The organism is Flavobacterium difficile, assembly GCF_011392115.1.
In the GTDB taxonomy this organism is placed as follows: Bacteria; Bacteroidota; Bacteroidia; order Flavobacteriales; family Flavobacteriaceae; genus Flavobacterium; species Flavobacterium difficile.
Genome location: NZ_JAAJBT010000003.1, coordinates 216253 through 236245 on the forward strand (window position 1 = coordinate 216253; position 19993 = coordinate 236245).

Consider the following 19993-nt stretch of genomic DNA (forward strand, 5'->3'; position numbering starts at 1 on the left):
TTAGCCCCCTAACCCCCAAAGGGGGAATTCCTATTAGGGGTAAATAGGATTTTATTGTTAATAGTTTCCATCCAATTATTCCTCCTTTGAGGTTATAATTTATTGATGTTTTTTAAATAATAATCGGCTTGTTGTAATAATGCGGCTTTGTCATCGGGTTTCATTTTTCGCCACACGTTGTACATCATGCCAATTCTTGGATTTGTTCCTAGTTTATCTTCGTTTTTGTCGTAAAAATTCCAATATAAACTGTTAAATGGACATGCTTTTTCACCAGTTTTAATTGCTTTTTTATAAAAACAACTGCCACAATAATGACTCATTTTATCCATATACGAAGCGGAACTTACATAAGGTTTTGTGCCAACAATTCCACCATCTGCAAACTGACTCATGCCGCGAGTATTAGTTATTTCAACCCATTCAATAGCATCAATATAAATACCTAAATACCAAGCGTCTACTTCATCAGGATGTACTCCTGCTAAAAGGGCAAAATTTCCAGTAACCATTAATCTTTGGATGTGATGCGCGTAAGCGTAATTTAAAGATTGATGGATGGCATCTTTCAAACAATTCATTTTTGTTTGGCCTGTCCAAAACCAATCGGGTAATTTATTTTCATGGTTGAAATAATTCATTGTAGCATATTCTGGCATTTTATTCCAGTAGATGCCACGCATGTATTCGCGCCAACCGATAATTTGTCGGACAAAACCTTCTAATTGATTGTATTCAATTTCATTAGGTCTTTTTTTCCATTCTTCAATCGCGCGATTGATAACTTCTAGAGGAGCAATCAGTTTAATATTCATAGAAAACGAAATCCTAGAATGATATAACGACCATTCGTTGGGTGTCATTGCATCTTGATAGCTTCCAAAAAGCGCCAAACATTCCGTAACAAAAAAATCTAATAATTGTAAAGATTGTGCTCTTGTTGTGGGCCAAACGAAATTTTTCGCATCGATAGTTCCAATAGTTTTTATGTCATTTTTTTGAATTTCTGAGAGCACATCAGATACATCGGTGTTAAAAACAAGTGGTGGAGTAGGCTTGTGGTCTTTCGGTAATTTTTTTCTGTTGTCGCCGTCGTAATTCCATTTTCCTGTTAATGGTTTGTCGCCTTGCATTAAAACATGGTGCTTTTTTCGCATCATGTGATAAAAACTTTCCATCAAAAAGGTTTTTTTGCCTTCGAAGAAAGTGCCTAATTCTGCTCTAGAACTCATAAAATGCTCGGAATCCACAACAGAAGAAGTAATTGCAAGTGTTTGACAAAAGTTTTTCAAATGTTCATCCACACGGTATTCGTCAGGAAGTTGGTATTCGAAATGGGTGAAGTTATTTTCATTAATAAGATGCAATATATTTTTATCAAATGCTTGTAAATTAGAGGTGTCGTTTAAATGAATATAAATCACCTGATGGTTTTTCGATTGTAATTCCGAAGCAAAATTTCGCATGGCAGAAAAGAAACCTACAATTTTCTGAATGTGATGTGTAGCATAATCCGTTTCAGAACGAATTTCCATTAAAACATAAGTAACGGATGCATCGCAGGTTTGAAACCAAGAATGATTAATATTTAATTGATCACCTAAAATTAATCGTATTGTTTTTGACATTTTTTTGATTTTTATTTTTGTAGCGAATTATCGAAATTTAAAAGTCATTCACTTTTACCAATTACTTAGATGTTCTACATCTGTCGCTGCAATATTTCACTTCTTCCCAAACTTTTTCCCATTTTTTTCGCCAAGTGAATGGTTTCTGACAAACAACGCAGATTTTACTTGGCAGATTTTCTTTTTTAACTCCACGCATTATTCAAATTTTAGTTTGTTTCTTTTCCATTCGATTCCAACTGCCGAACCTTCTGCAATGAATACGGCTTCTGGTTCCGTGTGGTTTAAAACAGCAAATGATTTTCCGTACATCGCTTCAAAATCACAATCAATTTTATACTGGAGTACTTTTCTGGTTTTCCAGCTAGGATGTTGCAGTTTGTATTCCTCTGTTTTGTACTCATTCACTTTAGTATAACCATAATAATGTTCGTAAATGAATTGTTCTAAACTTTCATTCTCCATGTTTTCAGTATGGTATAAAGAAGTTACTGCTATGCTTTGCCATTTTTTTTCAACTTCCCATTCGAACGTGATGCTTTGGTTTTCTTTATCTTTTATTTTTTTGTGTTTCGTTGGTACTACCGTATAATGTTCTTTATATAATTTATTGGCCACCCAAGCTACAACAGGATAAGGAATGGTTTCGTTTATAAAAACTACACCTCTTTTAATGGTGTTATTTTCTGTTTTCTTCACATAAAATCGCAAATTGATTTCTTCAAATGTGCCAAATTTCGGAATGGGAATGTTAAAAATTTTTGTGTTTTTGAACATGAATCCCACTAAGCTTATGTAACATTTGTTGTTGAATAAATCTAACTCCACTCCTTTGGGTAAAAAGGGCAATAAAATTGCTGGATCAATTTCATAATTTGCCATAATGATGTCTTCCCAATTTGCTTTTAAAAATAATGCCATTTATGTTTTCCTTTTTGTTTTCCGATTTGGATTGCTCACGTGTTTTTGTAAAATGCGTTTTCCTTCTTGTTTGACTTCGTCTTTTTTTCTGAAACTCCAAACGATATCACTGGCATATTTTCTGGTTTCTTCGATGTTAACGATCGGAGCAGGATAGTCTTTTCCGATTTTGCAATTGTAAAACTGTTGTTCCATTTCGTTCATTTTCCAAGGTTCGTGAAGCAAATGAACGGGAACTTCTGCTAATTCGGGAATCCATTGTTTGATGAAAACGCCATCCGAATCGTGTTCTTCCGAGTTTTTAATCGGATTGTAAATTCGAATCGTATTAATTCCGGTGGTTCCTGATTGCATTTGGATTTGCGGATAATGAATGCCAGGTTCGTAATCTAAAAATTGTCGGGCTAAAAAATGCAATTCGCGCCAATCTTGCCATAAATTAAACGTGAAAAACGACACCACCATCGCACGCATTCTAAAATTGATATAACCTGTTGCGACTAAACAGCGCATGCAAGCATCTACAATCGGAACGCCTGTTTTTCCTTCTTGCCAAGCTTTTATGTATACTTCATTTTTTGGTTTGATTAAAGTATCATAAGCTCGGTTCGCATTTTGAAATTCCATTTCGCATTCGTCTTCAAATTTTTGTATGAAATGACAATGCCAGTGCAATCGCGATACAAAATTTAAAATCGCACGTTTATTTGTTGCCGATTCATAATGCTGGTTGGTGTATTGATACACCATTCGCATACTGATATTTCCGTAAGTTAAATACGGCGATAATCGGCTACAGCCTTTTCTGCTTAAAGCTGGTTTAGAAATGTGTTTACTGTAATTAACATAACGCTCTTTTACAAAACTGTCTAAATAACGCCAAGCGAGTGTTTCGCCACCCAGTTGAAAGTTTTTATTTGGAGTTGTAATTTCCTCTGATAAGGTTTTACCTTTGATCGAATCATAAAAATCAGCTTCTAATTCAACGGTCTTTACATCGGATTCTTTCAGTATTTTTGGTGTGGCACGCATGACTTGTTCCCAGCGTTTGTCCCAATTTTGTCTCGACTTTAATTTTCTGATGACTCCATGCATTTGATATTCTTTCCAAATAATATTGTTTTTTTTGAAAAGTTCTTGCATGGCGACGTCTCTATCAAACGTTACTTTATTCCCAATTTCTTGATGAGAAAAAATGGTTTGGACCTCAAATTTTTTAATGATTTCTGAAAAAACTACTTCCGCTTCGTTATGAAAAAAATAAAAATTTTGGTTAGAAGTATGTAACTTCTGCTGTAATTCTTGAATAGATTGATAAATGAAACGCCAGTGTCGCACATCTGAATCGTCATAATTCATTACTGAGGGTTCAAAAATATATACTAACAACAGCGGTAAACCTGATAGATTCGCATGAAACAACGCTTCGTTATCTAGAATACGTAAGTCGCGTTTGAACCAGACAATATTTACCTTTTTTTTTGACAAAATTTATAGTAGTGATGTAATTGTTTTATTCGGCTTAGCATAACTTAAGCGATCTATTCTTGTGGTTTTATGATAGCTATCTAATCCGGAACAGGTAATGCTTGCAGCTTTTTCAATATCTAAGAAACCGTCATTTTGTAAACAAGCTTCTGGAAAATAAACTTCTTTCACCTCACCAATCACTAAAACCGTATTGTTAATGGTGAGTTCTATCTTTTCTTTAAATTCCATAGCCAATTGCAAATGGCTTTCTCCAACAAAAGGAGCGAAAAAATTGTTTTTGAAGTTGGGTGTTAATTGGGTAACTTCAAATTCAGAAATTTCTCTGTCGTATCTCGCAGAAGTTTGATGGGCTTGTTTGTAAATGTTTTCGTTGATGTGATTGATGGTATAAAAACCAGTTTCTAAAATATTTTCTAAAGTATGACGCGGCACAACTCCAGGTCGAAAGATGATTCCAAATAAAGGTGGATTGCTTCCAATGTGTAAAATAGAATCGATTATAGCTAAATTGGTTTGTGCTGATTTATTTTGAGTTCCTATTAAACCTACACTTTTAAAACCTCCTAAACTGTTGGCAAAATGAACACGTTGTTGTTTTTCCATTTCATTTATTTCTGCCAATGAAATTTTTATTAGTCTATTTTCACCCATTTTTTATCGCTGTTTAAATGAAAAGTTCCTAAATGTTCTTTGTTCCATTCGTGTGGTGGAATTAATGATAAAAAATTATGTCCTTTTTCATGTGAATATAAATGGTATATTTCGCCTATTACAGGTTCAAATGAAAACTTAGCATTATAAATGATTTCATTCCATTGAAATTCTTCCATGAGTTTATCATATTCTAACTTCAATTCTTGAAATTTATTTTCAAATTCTTTGTTTACGTTTCTTACGCCACGACCTTTCCAGGCTGCTACATCATCTACTTTAATAATTGGTGCGCCAACACTTGTAGAATAAGGTAAAAAGCTGGCATTGTATCCTTCGTTTTCAGAATAAACAATATTATCAGGAATATTTTTTTTCATTATGTTAGGTTATCTTTTCGATATTTTATTATTAGAAATAGCTCTTTGCATCTTACATTTGAATCGGTCGATACCTTCTACGCGTTTTGCCGCGTGTTTGGTTTTGCAATTTTCCACACGTTTACGCCACAATTTGTAACTTGAAAATTTTAATTCTTTTTTCATTAAAGCTTTAACATCTGCTTCTGCTAATCCAAATTGAAATTTAATAGCATCAAAAGGCGTTCTGTCTTCCCATGCCATTTCGATAATTCTATCAATGGCAATGTCGTCTAATTCGGTTTTTTGAGCAACTGGCATTTTCTGTTTAATTAAATTGTAATAAAGTTAAACAAAATTATAAATTTTATTTGAATTATTAGAAGTTTTTAAAATAAAAAAATCCGTAACCTAAAATTAAGTTACGGATTAGTATGTAAAAGCAGTAGTTTTTAAAAAAGTGTAGCGATTTGTTTGTTTACAAATTCTAAAAAACGTTCGTCTTTTTCGGTGAACGGATCGATTACATGACTGTCAATATCAATCTGACCAATATTTACACCATTTACAAATAATGGCACAACGATTTCCGATTTTACCGTAAAACTACAAGCGATATAATTGTCTTGAGCTGATACATCTGGCACAACGAAATTGGAATTACTTTCAGCAACTTGTCCGCAAATTCCTTTTCCAAACGGAATAACGGTATGATCTGTTTCTGCACCAACATACGGACCAAGATGTAAGGTTTTGGCTTCATGGTTGGCGAAATAAAAGCCTACCCAATTGTAATATTCAATAGATGCATTTAATAATTTACAAATTTCTAATAGTTTTTCATCTCTTGTAATTTCACTGTTTACGATAGAAATTACTTTAGGTTTTAAGTCTTCAAATTGCATTTTTATTTTTTTTACAAATTTATGTATTAATACGTTAGTAAAAATTATATTTTTGTTAAAAATCGAATGTTTTGAAAAATACCATCCAACAGTACAAACCATTTTTTCTTTTTTTACTAAAGTTCGTAGTATTCTACATGATTTTTACATTTTTGTATAAATTTTATTTGAATCAGTTTGAAGTAGAAAGTAATGAAGTGGATGCAATAACAGAATTTGTTGCTCATCAAACTGAAAATACCTTACAATTTTTTGGGAAAGATTGTAAAGTTGTAAAACATGATACTCAAGCTTCCTATAAAGTGATTTATTACAATTCTTATTTGGCAAGAATTATTGAAGGTTGTAATGCAATTAGTGTAATCATTCTGTTTGCTTCCTTTGTATTTGCCTTTTCATCGAATTTTAAAACTACCTTTCTATTTATTTTATTTGGTTCGGTTTTAGTTTTTATTTTAAATATTTTCAGAATTGCATTACTAACAGTTGGTTTATATTACTACCCCGAATATGAAGAATTTTTTCATAATATAGTATTTCCTTTAGTCATTTACGGAGTCGTTTTTATATTGTGGATCGTTTGGGTAATTAAATTTTCAGCCTATGCAAAGCGTAATTAAATCCAAAAAGAGATGGCTCGTAATTAGTGTTTTGATCCTGGCTTTAATTTTAATTAGAGCTTTCGAAAGCCGCCTTTTTTATGATCCCTTTATAGCGTTTTTTCAGAGTGAAATTCAAAACAAACCTTTGCCAGACTATGAAGGTTTTAAATTGTTTTTTGGATTGTTTTTCAGGTATTTAATCAATAGTATGCTTACAGTTGCAATACTTTATTTTTTGTTTGGAGAAGTTTCAATTGTAAAATTAACGACTTTTTTATTAATCGTATTTTTTATAATTTTAATGGGAATTTTGTTTCTAATTTTGAACTTTTCTTCTCAACCAGATTATTTATTTGTTTTTTACATAAGAAGATTTTTAATTCAACCCTTATTTTTAATTTTGTTTGTTCCAGCGCTTTTTTATCAAAAAAGTGTTAATAATAAGTAAGTTATTAATATTATGTGTAAATTTGCAGTATGAATTTCAAAAAACACATCAGCTTTTTTTTAGCACTATTTCTTTTATTAGCAAATAGTAGTGCTAGCTTGGTGATGCATTTTTGTCATGATCAAATAGCTTATATTTCATTAGTATACCAAGACAATAAGTTAGTTGACACTGCTGAAGAAGATTCTTGTTGTGCCACTGCGGTTGTTTCTGAAGAAAAAAGTTGTTGTTCTAACGAAGAAATAAAAGTAGATAAAAAAATTGATTATTCTATTTTGAAAGCTTTTCAGTTCGATTTTACAGCTGTACCTTTTGAAATTAAGACACCTTCAGCAATCACTCCTGTTGAAGGTAATGCACTAGTTCAAAAAATCACCGATTACTATTGCGATTCCAACGCACCACCTTTATATAAACTTTATTCTCAATTAGTTTTTTACGCATAATTTAGTATTGTTTTTAGATTTTAAATTTATAAACTTTATTAAATAATTATATGTATAAACTATTATTATTGGTGCTAGTGCCAATATTTTCTCTGGCGCAAACTAGCGTACAAGGAAAAATAACCGATAAGGAAAACAATCCTATCGCAAAAGTTAAAATAACTATTCCAGAATTAAATACCACGTTAACTACTGATGAAAGTGGTCTTTTCTCTCTTGTTCAAGGGAATAGAAATTTAGTACTTATTTTGGAAAAAGAAGGATTTCAAAAGTTAGAAATTTCACAAAGTTGTACTATTGATTTTTCAATTCAATTGCAAAAAATGGATTCTGAAAACGCAATTGAAGTCGTTAAAGTAGAAAAAAAATTAAGTACTTTAGGTAGAAAACAAAAAGCAGTTACCAATACTCAAAATCTTACTCAAGGTGAATTGCAAAAGGCAGCTTGTTGTAATTTATCTGAAAGTTTTGAAACTAATCCTTCTATAGATGTAAATTTTTCAGATGCGGTAACAGGTAACAAGCAAATTAAAATGTTAGGTTTAACTAGCCCTTATATTTTAATGAGTGAAGAAAATATTCCAGCTATTCGAGGTGCTTTACAAGCAACGGGTTTAAATTTTATTCCTGGAACTTGGGCAGAAAGTATTCAAATTACTAAAGGTGCAGGGAGCGTAACGAATGGTTATGAAAGTATTTCGGGACAAATTAATTACGAATTGCTTAAACCTCAAAAAGAAGATCCTTTTTTTGCTAATGTGTATGCTTCAAATGATGGGCGATATGAATTAAATACTCATTTTGCGAAAAAATATTCAGATAAATTAAGTTCATTAGTTTTACTTCATGGCAATACTAGAAACATGAAAAATGATATGAATGATGATGGATTTTTAGATAACCCTTTAGGAAAACAAGTCAATGTTTTAAATCGTTGGCAATATAATGATGTGGAAAAAGGCATTGTTTCTTTCTTAAACATCAAATACTTTAAAGATGAAAAAACAGGCGGGACTTTCAATCAAGATGCTGTAAATCCACTATCTTGGAAAAGTAATGTTACTACTGAAAAAATGGAAGTATCTAATAAACTTGGATATCTATTTCCAGACATGCCTTTTCAAAGTATTGGTTTTCAACAGGCGTTTCAGTACAATAAAATGAATTCGCAGTTCGGTTTAAAAGAACATCAAATAAATCACAAAAGCTATTTCTCTAATTTATTATTTAACTCCATTATAAACAATACCAAACATAAGTTTATTACGGGTATTAACTTTAATTATGATAGTTTTCAAGAAGATTTACAAGTTAATTTCACTAAAAACTACGATAGAATTGATACTTCAATTGGTTCGTTTTTTGAGTATTCGTACGATAATTTAAATAATTTTAGTTTTGTTTTAGGCGCTAGAGCAGACAATCATAACCGACTAGGTTTATTTTTTACACCACGTGCACACGTAAAATACAATCCGTTTGAGAAAACAACCTTACGTTTTTCAGCAGGAAGAGGAAAACGTGCTTCGAATATGTTTGTAGAGAACATCAATGTTTTGGCTAGTTCAAGAGATATTGTTATTAACGACGAAAACGGAAAATTATACGGATTAAATCCAGAAATTGCATGGAATTATGGTGCTAGTTTGATTCAGAAATTTTTTATTTTTGGAAAAGAAAACGAAATTGTTGTAGATTATTATAAAACAGATTTTGACAATCAAATTGTAGTAGATTTAGAAAATCCGAGACAAGTTACGTTTTCCAATTTAAAGGGTAAAAGTTTTGCAGAATCTTTTCAAATTGAGTGGAATATCAGTTTAATGAGACATTTAAATCTGAGAACAGCTTACAAATATTTGAATGTAAAAACCGATTATGCCACTGGATTATTAGAAAAACCATTGCAAGCTAAAAACAGATTTTTTGCCAATATAGCCTACGAAACGCATATCTTAGAAAAAGGGCAACAGTGGAAGTTTGATGCTACTTTTAATTGGATTGGTGCACAACGTTTGCCTAATACTTTAGCCAATCCGATTGAATATCAGTTACCAACATATTCGCCAAATTACCAATTGATTAATGCACAAGTAACCAGAACTTTTTCAAGTACATTTGAAATGTATTTGGGTGCAGAAAATTTGGGTAATTTCAAACAAAAAAATGCTATTGTCGCATCAGACAATCCAAACGGACCGTTTTTTGACAGTACCATGATTTATGGTCCAGTTTTTGGTAACATGTTTTATGCAGGATTGCGTTTTAAAATAAAAACAAAAAAAGAAGTTGTCAGAGAAATATAGAAATTGAAAATTATAGTAATCATTAAAATATATAAAATCATGAAAAAATTAATAGCCATACTAGTGTTCTTATTTGTTGGAATCCATGCAAACGCTCAGGATAAACCAAACAAAAACAAAAAAGTAGAAATTGAAGTTAATGGAAATTGCGATATGTGTAAAAAACGTATTGAGAAAGCAGCCTATTCTGTAAAAGGTGTAAAAAGCGCCATTTGGAATGCCGAACACCAAGATTTACATTTGATTATCGATGAAACGAAATGTAAAATTTTAGATGTAGAAAAAGCCATTGCAAAAGTAGGACATGATACTCAAGACGTAAAAGCAAGTGATGCAGAATATGATAAAATTCACGGTTGTTGTAAGTACAGAACTGACGAAACGCATTAATAAACAAAAGTTAAAATAATTTATTATATTTGGTATATTAACCAACTAAATTATTTATTATGAATGTGTATGCAATTTTAGCAGCTTCTTTAGTTTCACTTGTTGTAGGTTTTGTTTGGTACAATTCAAAAGTATTTGGAACTATTTGGATGAACGAAACAGGAATGACTGAAGAAAAAGCCAAGCAAAGTAACATGGTAAAAGTTTTTGCTTTAACTATTTTGTTTTCATTTATGATTGCTTTTTCTCTTCCTGGAGTGGTAATTCATGAAATTGGAGCCATGCAACTAAATGGAGGCAATGCCACTGATCCAGCTTATTTAACTTATTTAGAAGCTTGTGGTGAAAAGTTTAGAAGTTTTCAACATGGGGCTTTACATGGTGCGATTTTAGGTGTTTTCTTTGTTTTGCCATTGACAGCCATTAATGGGTTATTCGAACAAAAATCAGCTAAATATATCTTAGTTACATCGGGTTACTGGATTGTATCATTAACAATTATGGGGGCCATTATTTGTGGATGGAAATAATTAACATTTTATTATAATATAGAAGTCCTACATTTGTAGGACTTTTTTATGTCTTTTTTAAACTTTTGAAAAAAATTACGATACATATATATAATTCAATTTCTGATTTGCCAGAAAATTGGAACGAAGTGGCTACTGAAAATCATTTTCTGCAAATTCCTTATTTAAAGGTGTTAGCGCTTTCTGCACCTACTAACATGCAATGTTTTTATATCGGATTTTATGAAAATTCCGAATTAATTGGTGTTTCATTAGCACAATATTTAGATTTAAATAAATTGGAATCTTTTGGAGAAAGAGACAACTGTTTCAAAACCTATATAAGAAATTTTATTTTCAGAAACTTTGCCTCTCATACTTTGTTTATTGGTAACAACATGATTACCGGACAAAATAGTTATGTGTTTAATAAGGAAATTAGTTTTAAAGAAGTCAGTGAAATTTTAATGCAAGCGTCTCAAGAATTAGTCGCCTATTTTAAAAAGAAAAATATTAGTATTCATTTAGTTTCGTTTAAAGATTTTTATCAAGATTGTGCTTTAGAATTTAAAAAGCATGCTTTTGCTAAAGTGTATGAATTCAAAACTCAACCGAACATGATTTTTGAATTGCCTTCCAATTGGTCATCCAAAGACGATTATTTCAATGCTTTTTCTAAAAAGTATAGAGACCAATATAAAAGATCTCACAAAAAAATGGAAGGTGTCGAGCTGAAAGAATTAACCTATGATGAGGTGTTTTTTCATGAAAATCGAATCAATGAATTGTACCATTATGTGGCAAAAAATGCACCTTTCAATACTTTTTTCTTAGCCGATAATCATTTTTCTACCTTTAAAAAGCAATGTGGCGATGGCTTTAAAATTTTTGGGTATTTTTTAGATGAAAAATTAATTGGTTTTCACTCTGTTTTAATAAATGACTCGGTTTTAGAAACCTATTTTCTAGGCTACGACGATCAGGTGCAAAAAGAAAAAATGTTGTATTTGAATATGTTGTACAACATGACCGAATTCGGAATCACTCACCAATTTAAAAAAATTATTTTCGGAAGAACCGCTTTAGAAATAAAAAGTTCTATTGGCGCTACTCCAATTATGATGTCGGGTTTTATTTACCATAAAATTCCTCTTGCAAATCGTTTTATGGACAAAATATTTAAAAAGTTAGAACCAGAAACTGTTTGGCAACAACGTCATCCTTTTAAATAATTTATAAGCAACACGTTTTATTTTATTACTTTAGTGCTCAATAAAAAGAAAAGTTATTTGGGAGAAAAACCTTCTATGTAATTTTTTTTATTGAAGTATTCAATTTATGTTAAATATATTTTTACAGCCTTATCCTTTTCAGAGTAATAAAAAAACGGCTTTGCTTGTTTGTTCTAGTGCAGCCGCTATTATTTTCTCTATTTTTGTTTTTTTCAAACCTTTTAATCTACAGGTTGTTTCTTCATTAGAGCTTTTCAAAATTGCTGCTTTATATAGTACAGTTACATTTTTTGTGTCGATTTTTCTTTCTATTGGGTTACCTGTTTTTTTTCCTGCTCTTTTTGAAGAGAAAAAGTGGACTGTTTTAAAAGAAATTATTTTTTTAATTGTAATTATATCTGTAATTGCTGTTGTGAATCATTTGGCCACTACACTTTTTTACCAGACCACTATTTCTTTACAAGGATTTCTTACGATATTAAAATATACTTTTAGTTTTGGTATTTTTCCTGTTTTGTTTTCAGTTTTGTTGAAACAACAAATTTTGGTAAAAAAATATAAAAATGAAGCACATGTAATTAACCAAACTATTGGTAGTGCCGAAAAAGTAGCTAGCCAAAAAGAGACTTCTCAACTTGCGGTTTTTGTTGGCGATAATGTTTCAGAGCAATTAGAAATTCCTGCCACTTCTTTTTTGTGTGCCGAATCAGATGAAAATTATACTACTTTGTATTATTTAGAAGAAAATCAAATCAAAAAAATTTTATTTCGAATTACCTTAAAAAAAATCGAAATGTTAAATAAAGATTGTGCTTTTTTTTACCGCTGTCATAAATCTTTTTATGTGAATTTAAATCAGGTTATTCAATTATCAGGAAATGCACAAGGCTACAAATTGCATTTTGAAAACCTTCCATTTACAGTTCCAGTAAGTAGAAGTTTGAATGCCATAATCAAACAAAAAATAGCTGTATAATTCTTTTTATTGGTAAAATTTCCTTTACCATTCGTCACAAAATAATTTGTTTTTCGCCCCAATCCGTGCCATTCATCACAAGATAGGTTGTTTTCTTGCGGTTCATCCCTTTTTAAAATAATCAATTCATTTTTGTTGCAATTTTGTCCTGTCTAATCACAACAAAAATTAATTATTATGCAAACAACATTTTATACATTCGTTTTAATCCTTCACATCTGTAGTGGATTTTTAGGTTTGGTTTCTGGAACAATTGCCATGTTAAAAACGAACAACATTCGTACACACAAAAAAGTAGGAAAAGTATTTTTTTATGCCATGGTTTTTGTCTTTTTAACGAGTACCATCATGTGTTTTCTAAAACCAAATGTCTTTCTTTTATTAGTTGGTTTTTTCAGTTTCTATTTAACTTGTACGGGTTACAGAATCTTACAATTAAAAAATATATATAAGTACCAACTTCCACCTACTTTTATTGATTATTTAATTTCTTTCATCGGAATTATTTCAGGAGTTGCCATTTTATTTCTTTCTGCTTACTTGTTTAATCAACAAAATAATTTTGGATTTGTGTGCTTATTTTTTGGTGTAGTTTCCTTGTTCTTAGGATATAAAGATTTAAGGAAATTTTACATCAAAAATACCGATACGTTTTTTTGGATGCGACAACACGCCATAAGAATGTCTGGAGCTTATGTGGCAACTGTTACTGCTTTTATTGTAGTAAATGTTCAAATGAATCAGAGTTGGATCTTATGGATTTTACCAGGTTTAGTAATCATCCCACTTTCAAACAAAATTGTCAATAACAAAATCAAATCATTACAACAATTCTAACAAATAAATCAATTTTTAAAAATAGTAATATAAATTCAAACCATTATGAAAAATATACATTTCTTCGCAGTTTTAGCTTTAGTTTTATTAACTACTTCATGTGCTTTTAATAAAAGTTTTCTAAATCCAATTGTCTTTAAAAAAGATCTTCAAAAATTAGTAGTAAACAAAACCGCAACCGATTCGATGACCATTTTATTTTCTGGAACTCAGCATCAACCTACTTTTTTGGATAAAAATTTAGAACCTGTAGCTTTAGAGTATTCAATAGAAAGTACCATGTTTAAGGCTTCTGGAGATTACCAACTTAATGGCTGGATGCTAAAACCAAAAAAAGAAGCAGTTAAAGCCACTTTAATTCATTTTCATGGAAATGGAAGCAACTTGCTGTATCAAATGAAATTTGTAATTCCATTAGTGAAAAAAGGGTATCAAGTATTCATTTTTGATTATTCTGGCTTTGGTTTTTCAGAAGGAAAAGTCAATAGAAATCAATTGTTAATGGATGGTGAAGATGCGATTCGTTATGTAAAATCAAGAACCGATATTTCAGGTAAACCTGTATTTATTCATGGAATGTCTTACGGAGGAAATTTAGCTTTATGTGTAGCAGCAAAAATGCAAAATGAAGTAGACGGAATTATTACCGAAGGCGCTTTTTCCTCACACAAAGATTTAGCTAGTAAAGGCAATAGAAACAAAATAATGACTCGCTTTTTTGTGAAAGAAATGTATGCTTCTGAGCAGTTTGTGGCTCAAATTAAAAAACCATTACTAATTATTCACAGTGAAGACGATGCTGTTATTCTTATAATTAATGGCGAGCGAATTTTTAAAAATGCAACAACTACAAAAAAATCATTTCTGAAAATTAAAGGAAAACATTTAGAAGCCAATGCCTCTGATTTAGAAAAAATAGATGCAGCTATTAGTAATTTAGTACAATAGTTCACTTTTTTTAACTGTATTGAATTAATAGAAAAATAGTATATTTATAAAAAAAAACAGATGCGATTCGATTTTAATTTCTATTCTTCTTTGCTCTTATTGTTCTTTATTCACGGATTAGTGTATGGTTTTTTGTTACTCAAAAAAGGCATTTTTACTGAAAACAAATCGAATTTTTGGCTTAGTTTTTTTCTCTTTTTGTGTAGTTTATATATAGCACCTTGGATGTTAGGTTTTGCAGGTTGGTACGATAATCAGCCGTACAGAGATATTTTATTTTATGTGCCTTTTCAACATTTGTTTTTAATAGGACCAACCATTTTCTTTTACACACAAAGTTTGCTAAATCCTGCTTTTCAACTTACAAGAAAAAATAGTTGGCATTTTATACCAGGTTGTTTGTATCTAATTTACATAGTGTGTCTTTTTATGTATGACGTTTTTATAGCAAAGGAAGCCTATTTTTATGCCAATGGAATGGATAAAGATTTTGATTATTGGTATCAAAAAACAGGTTTACTATTTATGATAATTTACTTTATTTTAAGTTTGAAATATTACAACAAGTATAAAAAATTAATGCTTCAGGTAGTTAGTTTTGCAGAAAGTGTGTTGTTTAAATGGATGAAACATTTTTTAATCACCTTTTTAATCATGTTAATTTTACCAGTAGTTTTTGATGTTTTAAGTTATTTTTTCCCGGAATTGAATTCCTATGTTGGCAGTTGGTGGTTTTATCTGTTGTTTGCTGTTTGTATGTATTACATCGCAATTTCTGGTTATTCTAATCATGTAATTGGAATCGTTCCTTTTGAAATGTCTGTTTTTAGTGCAAAACCTATTTTGCTTTTGGAAACTCCTCAACATGATACAATTGAAAGTATTGATCTTGAACAAGAAGAACAAATTATTGAAATTTCAGCTGAAATATTGGAATGGAAACAAAAAATTCAAGATTTAATCTTGATGGAACAGTTGTATCAGAATCCAGAATTAACTTTAACAGATGTGGCTAAAAAATTACAGTCTAATTCAGCGGTAATTTCTAAAGCTATAAATCAGGGTTTTTCCATGAATTTTAACGACTACATCAACTTTCATAGAATCGAAAAAGTAAAAATTGCTTTTCAAAATAAAGAACATATTACTTCGACTTTGTTAGGTATCGCCTTTGATTGCGGATTTAATTCTAAAGCGACTTTCAATAGAGCTTTCAAAAAACATACGGGTTTATCTCCAAAAGACTATATTCATACAATTTGATTCGTTTCAAATTAACATAAATAACCCTTGTGAGAAATTGTTTTACAAGGGTTTTTTAATTTGAGACGTTTTTGATGTGTATCAAATTATAATTTGAAGCGTTTGGCGATGCTTTAAACCGCAACTTTGCCTTGTTAATCTAAAAATCAAAACAAAATGACAAAATCTATTTTAGCAATTTTCATGACATTAGTGTCTTATTTTGCACAAGCTCAATTAAAAGGTTCAGGAGAAATTTTAACTAAAAACTACGAATTTACAAATTTCAATCAGTTGAAATTAGAAGATTTAGATGGTGAAATTATTGTTCAAATCGGAACGACTTATCAAGTTACGCTTTCCATTTCGGAAAATCTTTTCGATATGTTAGAACTGGAGCAAAAAACCAATACCAAAGAACTTAAAATCTGTTTCAAAAACAACGTCAATAATAAAAAATATATTGAGGATTCGAACTTAAAAATAGTGATCACTATGCCTAATTTGATAAAAGTTGAGCACAATTCGAACAGCAATTTAAAAATTAATGCTATTAACGAATCAGAATTACAAGTTATAAATTTAGATAATGGCACTACAGAGTTAAATGGTGTGGTTCAAAAACTAGTGGTGAAAAACAGTGGAAATGGAAACGTAAAAGCACAAAATTTACTAGTAAATACGGCAAATGTTTCAAGTAATGGAAACGGAAATGTGTATTTGAATGTGACCAACTTAATTTCTGCAATAGCAAAAGGAAATTGTAGCGTGTTTAATTTTGGAACTGCCCAATTTGATAGTTCTTCATTTTCATCTGGAAATGCCAGATTAATCAATAAATAAAATTTTATGAAAGTATTTAAAGAGATTACCCAGCCTGTAATTTTACCTCATTGGGGTTTGGATGTACTATTACTTATTCCACGAATAGTTTGTGGTTATTTACTAACAGCCAATTTTGGAGCAGATAAATTTGGTTTACCTTGGTCGCCCGTAGATGCAAATTTAGGATTTTTTGAAGTAGCATTTTGGTTTCCAAATGATGTGGCAGATTATGGCGGAATTTTCGCTATGTTTCCAGTGTTTTTTGCTTGGATGGCTGCATTTAGTGAAGCAGTTGGAGGCGTGTTTTTATTGCTAGGTTTACAAACTCGTTTCACTTCATTTTTAATTTTGTGTACGATGTTAGGAGCTATATTTTTACAACAGTGGCAACAAGGCATGTGGATGATGTTACCGGCAATGGGTTTTTTATGGGTCAGTATTTTTTATTTGGCTTTAGGCGGTGGTCGTTTTAGTGTAGATTATTTAATAAGTAATAAAAGAAAATAATATGAAAGTAGGTATTAAAATTATGGTGTTTGTATTGGTGTTATTATTATCAAGTTGCGTACAACAAACCAAAAAACAAACCGTCACTTTGCTTTTAGATGTAAAAGGACAAAAAAATATTAGCAAAGTTGGCGTTCGAGGAAATAATAAACCACTAAGTTGGGATACCGATTTGGTAATGAAACTAAGAAAAGATGGTTTATATGCAGTAACTTTTACAAGTGAAACCGGTTATACTTTTACAGAAGTTAAATTTACGATAGACGATACTTTCGAATTCCAGGAGCAAAGTAACCGCCGAATCGATTTTCATCCTAGTGGAAAAACTATTTATAAAGCCACTTTTAATGAAGTCAAATAATTAAAAAACCCTTCAAAACAACTTTGATTTTGAAGGGTTTTGTTTATTATTTACTAGTTTTTATAGTGCCACTTTTAGAATGTGCTGAAAATTCTGGGGCATACATGCCTTTTTTGACAAAAAGGTTGGAACGATTTTATTTTTTTTTAAAAATACTTAAAATTTATAACGCAAAAGTTTCCTTTTTCTTATTTTTGGAAATAATTTCAACTCATGAAAAAAATAATTTTCTTTTTACTTCTTTTTACCCAATGCTTGTTTTCTCAGACTTTGTTTGAAAAAGCCGAAAAGTTATTTAAAGAAAAAAAATTTGAAGAAGCCAGAGGATTATTTGAGAGTTATTTAAAATCGGTACCGAATCATCAAAAAACTATTGAGTATTTGGGTGACATTGCTGGAAGTACAAAAAAATGGGATGTTGCCATTGAGTATTATAGAAAACTTAAAAATCAAAATCCAAATAGTGCGAATTACTGGTTTAAATATGGTGGCGCCATGGGAATGAAAGCCAAATCCATAAATAAATTTAAAGCTGTAGGAATGATTGACGACATCGAAACAGCTTTTTTAAAAGCAGCTTCATTAGATAAAAATCATGTGGAAACGCGTTGGGCTTTAGTGATGCTTTATATCGAATTACCAGGAATTGTAGGTGGAAGTGAGAAAAAAGCCATTAAATATGCCGATGAACTTTTAGCCATTTCAAAAGTAGACGGTTACTTAGCAAAAGGCTACATTGATGTATATTACAAACGTTACAAAGCCGCAGAAGTGAATTTGCTAAAAGCACACCAAATAGGGAAGTCTGCTACCACTTATGCCAAACTTTACGATTTGTACATGAACAAATTAAAAGACAAAGCGAAAGCACTAAACTTAAAAAAGTAGTTTAAAAGATTATGTGTTTAAAAGTTTAAAAGGTATTGCGATCAACTTTTAAACTCATCAACTTCTAAACTCATCTACTAAAAATATGAGAACACATTTCATAGCTATTGGCGGAGCAGCCATGCATAATTTAGCATTAGCCCTTCATAATAAAGGATATCAAGTAACAGGAAGCGATGACGCTATTTTTGAGCCTTCTAAATCTCGATTAGAAAAAAAAGGATTATTACCAGTCGAAATGGGTTGGTTTCCTGAAAAAATCACTTCAGATATTGAAGCAATTATTTTAGGAATGCACGCCAAAGCCGATAATCCAGAGCTGTTGAAAGCACAAGAATTAGGTTTGAAAATTTATTCGTATCCAGAATTTTTATACGAACAATCTAAGAATAAAACGCGAGTGGTAATTGGAGGTTCACACGGAAAAACAACCATTACTTCTATGATTTTACATGTTATGCATTATCATAATATTGAAGTAGATTATATGGTTGGTGCACAATTAGAAGGTTTTGATACTATGGTGCATTTAACCGAAACAAACGATTTTATTGTGTTGGAAGGTGATGAATATTTGTCTTCTCCAATGGACAGACGACCAAAGTTTCATTTGTATCAACCAAATATTGCGTTGCTTTCTGGAATTGCTTGGGATCATATCAATGTATTTCCAACCTTTGAAAATTATGTAGCACAATTCAGTATTTTCACTTCGCAAATTACCAATGGTGGAATTTTAGTATATAATGAAGAAGATCCTACAGTAAAACAAGTGGCTGAAGAAACTACGAATCCGATTCGTAAAATGGCGTATCAAACACCAAGTTATTCGGTTGAAAACGGTACCACTTTATTAGACACACCAGAAGGTCCAATGCCAATTGAAGTGTTTGGCGCACATAATTTAAATAATTTAGCCGGTGCGAAATGGATTTGCCAATGTATGGGTGTGGATGAAGTCGATTTTTATGAAGCCATTGCCAGTTTTAAAGGTGCCAGTAAACGTTTAGAAAAAATTGCAGAAAGCAGTAATAAAGTAGCTTATAAAGATTTTGCACATTCGCCAAGTAAAGTTTCGGCCACAACAAAAGCGGTGAAGTCGCAATATTCAGACAGAAAATTAATAGCTTGTTTAGAATTGCATACCTATAGTAGTTTAAATGCCGAATTTTTAAAAGAATATGAAGGCGCTTTAGATGCCGCTGATGTTGCGGTTGTTTTTTATTCGCCAGATGCGGTGAAAATAAAACAATTAGATGAAGTTTCTTACGAACAAATTGCGCAATCTTTTAACAGAAAAGATTTAATTATATATACGAATCCAGCAGAATTTAAAGACTATTTATTTGCTCAAGATTTTACTAATTCTGCTTTGCTTTTAATGAGTTCAGGAAATTATGGCGGATTAAATTTTGACGAAGTGAGTCAATTGATCAATTAGCCGATTAGTCAATGTGCCCATATACAAAACCCTTCAAGACTTTAAAATTCTTGGAGGGTTTTAAAATTAAATTCAATTTT

General features: G+C 31.0%; 24 protein-coding genes. 16 read left to right on the forward strand and 8 right to left on the reverse strand.

Going from position 1 to position 19993, the window contains the following annotated elements:
• Positions 1-92: 92 nt before the first annotated feature.
• From G4D72_RS07050 to G4D72_RS07085, 8 genes are all read right to left on the reverse strand, one after another.
• Entirely contained in the window at positions 93-1628 is a 1536-nt protein-coding gene (locus tag G4D72_RS07050; RefSeq protein ID WP_166076947.1) for a cryptochrome/photolyase family protein, read from the reverse strand.
• Between the two features lie 61 nt (positions 1629-1689).
• Positions 1690-1827: a DUF2256 domain-containing protein gene (locus tag G4D72_RS07055; RefSeq protein WP_166076948.1), complete on the reverse strand. Its 138-nt coding sequence runs from the start codon at positions 1825-1827 to the stop codon at positions 1690-1692.
• The gene (locus G4D72_RS07060; protein ID WP_166076949.1) at positions 1827-2549 is read right to left on the reverse strand and encodes a YqjF family protein; all 723 of its coding nucleotides are present in this window, start codon (positions 2547-2549) and stop codon (positions 1827-1829) included. The genes G4D72_RS07055 and G4D72_RS07060 overlap by 1 nt, the downstream gene beginning before the upstream one ends.
• The gene (locus G4D72_RS07065) at positions 2550-4037 is read right to left on the reverse strand and encodes a cryptochrome/deoxyribodipyrimidine photo-lyase family protein (RefSeq protein WP_166076950.1); all 1488 of its coding nucleotides are present in this window, start codon (positions 4035-4037) and stop codon (positions 2550-2552) included.
• Positions 4038-4040: 3 nt separating this feature from the next.
• A complete protein-coding gene (locus tag G4D72_RS07070; RefSeq protein WP_166076951.1) occupies positions 4041-4691 on the reverse strand; it encodes a flavin reductase family protein in 651 nt (216 codons plus the stop codon).
• Positions 4673-5071 (reverse strand): DUF2452 domain-containing protein, encoded by a 399-nt coding sequence (locus G4D72_RS07075; RefSeq protein WP_166076953.1) that lies wholly within the window; start codon positions 5069-5071, stop codon positions 4673-4675. The genes G4D72_RS07070 and G4D72_RS07075 overlap by 19 nt, the downstream gene beginning before the upstream one ends.
• A gap of 9 nt (positions 5072-5080) precedes the next feature.
• Complete coding sequence (locus G4D72_RS07080) at positions 5081-5371, reverse strand: TIGR03643 family protein (protein WP_166076954.1); 291 nt, start codon at positions 5369-5371, stop codon at positions 5081-5083.
• A gap of 131 nt (positions 5372-5502) precedes the next feature.
• Positions 5503-5955, reverse strand: a complete 453-nt coding sequence (locus G4D72_RS07085) for a GAF domain-containing protein (protein ID WP_166076955.1) — start codon at positions 5953-5955, stop codon at positions 5503-5505.
• A gap of 71 nt (positions 5956-6026) precedes the next feature.
• Between G4D72_RS07085 and xrtF the strand changes: the two genes are divergently transcribed.
• From xrtF to G4D72_RS07165, 16 genes are all read left to right on the forward strand, one after another.
• Complete coding sequence (gene xrtF, locus G4D72_RS07090; RefSeq protein WP_166076956.1) at positions 6027-6575, forward strand: exosortase family protein XrtF; 549 nt, start codon at positions 6027-6029, stop codon at positions 6573-6575.
• Positions 6559-7005, forward strand: a complete 447-nt coding sequence (locus G4D72_RS13580) for an exosortase F system-associated membrane protein (RefSeq protein ID WP_166076957.1) — start codon at positions 6559-6561, stop codon at positions 7003-7005. Before xrtF ends, G4D72_RS13580 begins: the two co-directional genes overlap by 17 nt.
• Positions 7006-7034: 29 nt before the next feature.
• Positions 7035-7451 (forward strand): HYC_CC_PP family protein, encoded by a 417-nt coding sequence (locus G4D72_RS07100; protein ID WP_166076958.1) that lies wholly within the window; start codon positions 7035-7037, stop codon positions 7449-7451.
• Between the two features lie 50 nt (positions 7452-7501).
• Positions 7502-9757: a TonB-dependent receptor gene (locus G4D72_RS07105; RefSeq protein ID WP_166076959.1), complete on the forward strand. Its 2256-nt coding sequence runs from the start codon at positions 7502-7504 to the stop codon at positions 9755-9757.
• A 39-nt stretch (positions 9758-9796) separates the two neighbouring features.
• Complete coding sequence (locus tag G4D72_RS07110) at positions 9797-10147, forward strand: heavy-metal-associated domain-containing protein (RefSeq protein WP_166076960.1); 351 nt, start codon at positions 9797-9799, stop codon at positions 10145-10147.
• A gap of 59 nt (positions 10148-10206) precedes the next feature.
• A complete protein-coding gene (locus G4D72_RS07115) occupies positions 10207-10677 on the forward strand; it encodes a DUF1761 domain-containing protein (RefSeq protein ID WP_166076961.1) in 471 nt (156 codons plus the stop codon).
• Positions 10678-10742: 65 nt separating this feature from the next.
• Complete coding sequence (locus G4D72_RS07120) at positions 10743-11888, forward strand: 8-amino-7-oxononanoate synthase (protein WP_166076962.1); 1146 nt, start codon at positions 10743-10745, stop codon at positions 11886-11888.
• A gap of 106 nt (positions 11889-11994) precedes the next feature.
• Positions 11995-12864, forward strand: coding sequence for a LytTR family DNA-binding domain-containing protein (locus tag G4D72_RS07125; RefSeq protein WP_166076963.1), 870 nt, complete (start codon positions 11995-11997; stop codon positions 12862-12864).
• 177 nt (positions 12865-13041) lie between these two features.
• Positions 13042-13701 carry a hypothetical protein gene (locus tag G4D72_RS07130; protein WP_166076964.1) on the forward strand — a complete coding sequence of 220 codons (660 nt, stop codon included), beginning with the start codon at positions 13042-13044 and terminating at the stop codon, positions 13699-13701.
• A gap of 45 nt (positions 13702-13746) precedes the next feature.
• Entirely contained in the window at positions 13747-14649 is a 903-nt protein-coding gene (locus tag G4D72_RS07135) for an alpha/beta hydrolase family protein (protein ID WP_166076965.1), read from the forward strand.
• Between the two features lie 60 nt (positions 14650-14709).
• Positions 14710-15912 (forward strand): helix-turn-helix domain-containing protein, encoded by a 1203-nt coding sequence (locus tag G4D72_RS07140; protein ID WP_166076966.1) that lies wholly within the window; start codon positions 14710-14712, stop codon positions 15910-15912.
• A 156-nt stretch (positions 15913-16068) separates the two neighbouring features.
• Positions 16069-16734: a GIN domain-containing protein gene (locus tag G4D72_RS07145; RefSeq protein ID WP_166076967.1), complete on the forward strand. Its 666-nt coding sequence runs from the start codon at positions 16069-16071 to the stop codon at positions 16732-16734.
• A 6-nt stretch (positions 16735-16740) separates the two neighbouring features.
• Positions 16741-17223, forward strand: a complete 483-nt coding sequence (locus G4D72_RS07150) for a DoxX family protein (protein ID WP_166076968.1) — start codon at positions 16741-16743, stop codon at positions 17221-17223.
• 1 nt (position 17224) lies between these two features.
• Positions 17225-17584: a hypothetical protein gene (locus tag G4D72_RS07155; protein ID WP_166076969.1), complete on the forward strand. Its 360-nt coding sequence runs from the start codon at positions 17225-17227 to the stop codon at positions 17582-17584.
• Positions 17585-17797: 213 nt separating this feature from the next.
• Positions 17798-18472: a tetratricopeptide repeat protein gene (locus G4D72_RS07160; RefSeq protein ID WP_166076970.1), complete on the forward strand. Its 675-nt coding sequence runs from the start codon at positions 17798-17800 to the stop codon at positions 18470-18472.
• A gap of 85 nt (positions 18473-18557) precedes the next feature.
• The gene (locus G4D72_RS07165) at positions 18558-19913 is read left to right on the forward strand and encodes a UDP-N-acetylmuramate--L-alanine ligase (RefSeq protein WP_166076971.1); all 1356 of its coding nucleotides are present in this window, start codon (positions 18558-18560) and stop codon (positions 19911-19913) included.
• Positions 19914-19993: the final 80 nt, after the last annotated feature.

Bases quoted from the DNA above. Each gene is read 5' to 3' on its own strand.
- G4D72_RS07050 (WP_166076947.1), bottom strand. From the start codon at position 1,628: ATGTCAAAAACAATACGATTAATTTTAGGTGATCAATTAAATATTAAT.
- G4D72_RS07055 (WP_166076948.1), bottom strand. From the start codon at position 1,827: ATGCGTGGAGTTAAAAAAGAAAATCTGCCAAGTAAAATCTGCGTTGTT.
- G4D72_RS07060 (WP_166076949.1), bottom strand. From the start codon at position 2,549: ATGGCATTATTTTTAAAAGCAAATTGGGAAGACATCATTATGGCAAAT.
- G4D72_RS07070 (WP_166076951.1), bottom strand. From the start codon at position 4,691: ATGGGTGAAAATAGACTAATAAAAATTTCATTGGCAGAAATAAATGAA.
- G4D72_RS07075 (WP_166076953.1), bottom strand. From the start codon at position 5,071: ATGAAAAAAAATATTCCTGATAATATTGTTTATTCTGAAAACGAAGGA.
- G4D72_RS07080 (WP_166076954.1), bottom strand. From the start codon at position 5,371: ATGCCAGTTGCTCAAAAAACCGAATTAGACGACATTGCCATTGATAGA.
- G4D72_RS07085 (WP_166076955.1), bottom strand. From the start codon at position 5,955: ATGCAATTTGAAGACTTAAAACCTAAAGTAATTTCTATCGTAAACAGT.
- G4D72_RS13580 (WP_166076957.1), top strand. From the start codon at position 6,559: ATGCAAAGCGTAATTAAATCCAAAAAGAGATGGCTCGTAATTAGTGTT.
- G4D72_RS07100 (WP_166076958.1), top strand. From the start codon at position 7,035: ATGAATTTCAAAAAACACATCAGCTTTTTTTTAGCACTATTTCTTTTA.
- G4D72_RS07105 (WP_166076959.1), top strand. From the start codon at position 7,502: ATGTATAAACTATTATTATTGGTGCTAGTGCCAATATTTTCTCTGGCG.
- G4D72_RS07110 (WP_166076960.1), top strand. From the start codon at position 9,797: ATGAAAAAATTAATAGCCATACTAGTGTTCTTATTTGTTGGAATCCAT.
- G4D72_RS07115 (WP_166076961.1), top strand. From the start codon at position 10,207: ATGAATGTGTATGCAATTTTAGCAGCTTCTTTAGTTTCACTTGTTGTA.
- G4D72_RS07125 (WP_166076963.1), top strand. From the start codon at position 11,995: ATGTTAAATATATTTTTACAGCCTTATCCTTTTCAGAGTAATAAAAAA.
- G4D72_RS07130 (WP_166076964.1), top strand. From the start codon at position 13,042: ATGCAAACAACATTTTATACATTCGTTTTAATCCTTCACATCTGTAGT.
- G4D72_RS07135 (WP_166076965.1), top strand. From the start codon at position 13,747: ATGAAAAATATACATTTCTTCGCAGTTTTAGCTTTAGTTTTATTAACT.
- G4D72_RS07140 (WP_166076966.1), top strand. From the start codon at position 14,710: ATGCGATTCGATTTTAATTTCTATTCTTCTTTGCTCTTATTGTTCTTT.
- G4D72_RS07145 (WP_166076967.1), top strand. From the start codon at position 16,069: ATGACAAAATCTATTTTAGCAATTTTCATGACATTAGTGTCTTATTTT.
- G4D72_RS07150 (WP_166076968.1), top strand. From the start codon at position 16,741: ATGAAAGTATTTAAAGAGATTACCCAGCCTGTAATTTTACCTCATTGG.
- G4D72_RS07155 (WP_166076969.1), top strand. From the start codon at position 17,225: ATGAAAGTAGGTATTAAAATTATGGTGTTTGTATTGGTGTTATTATTA.
- G4D72_RS07160 (WP_166076970.1), top strand. From the start codon at position 17,798: ATGAAAAAAATAATTTTCTTTTTACTTCTTTTTACCCAATGCTTGTTT.
- G4D72_RS07165 (WP_166076971.1), top strand. From the start codon at position 18,558: ATGAGAACACATTTCATAGCTATTGGCGGAGCAGCCATGCATAATTTA.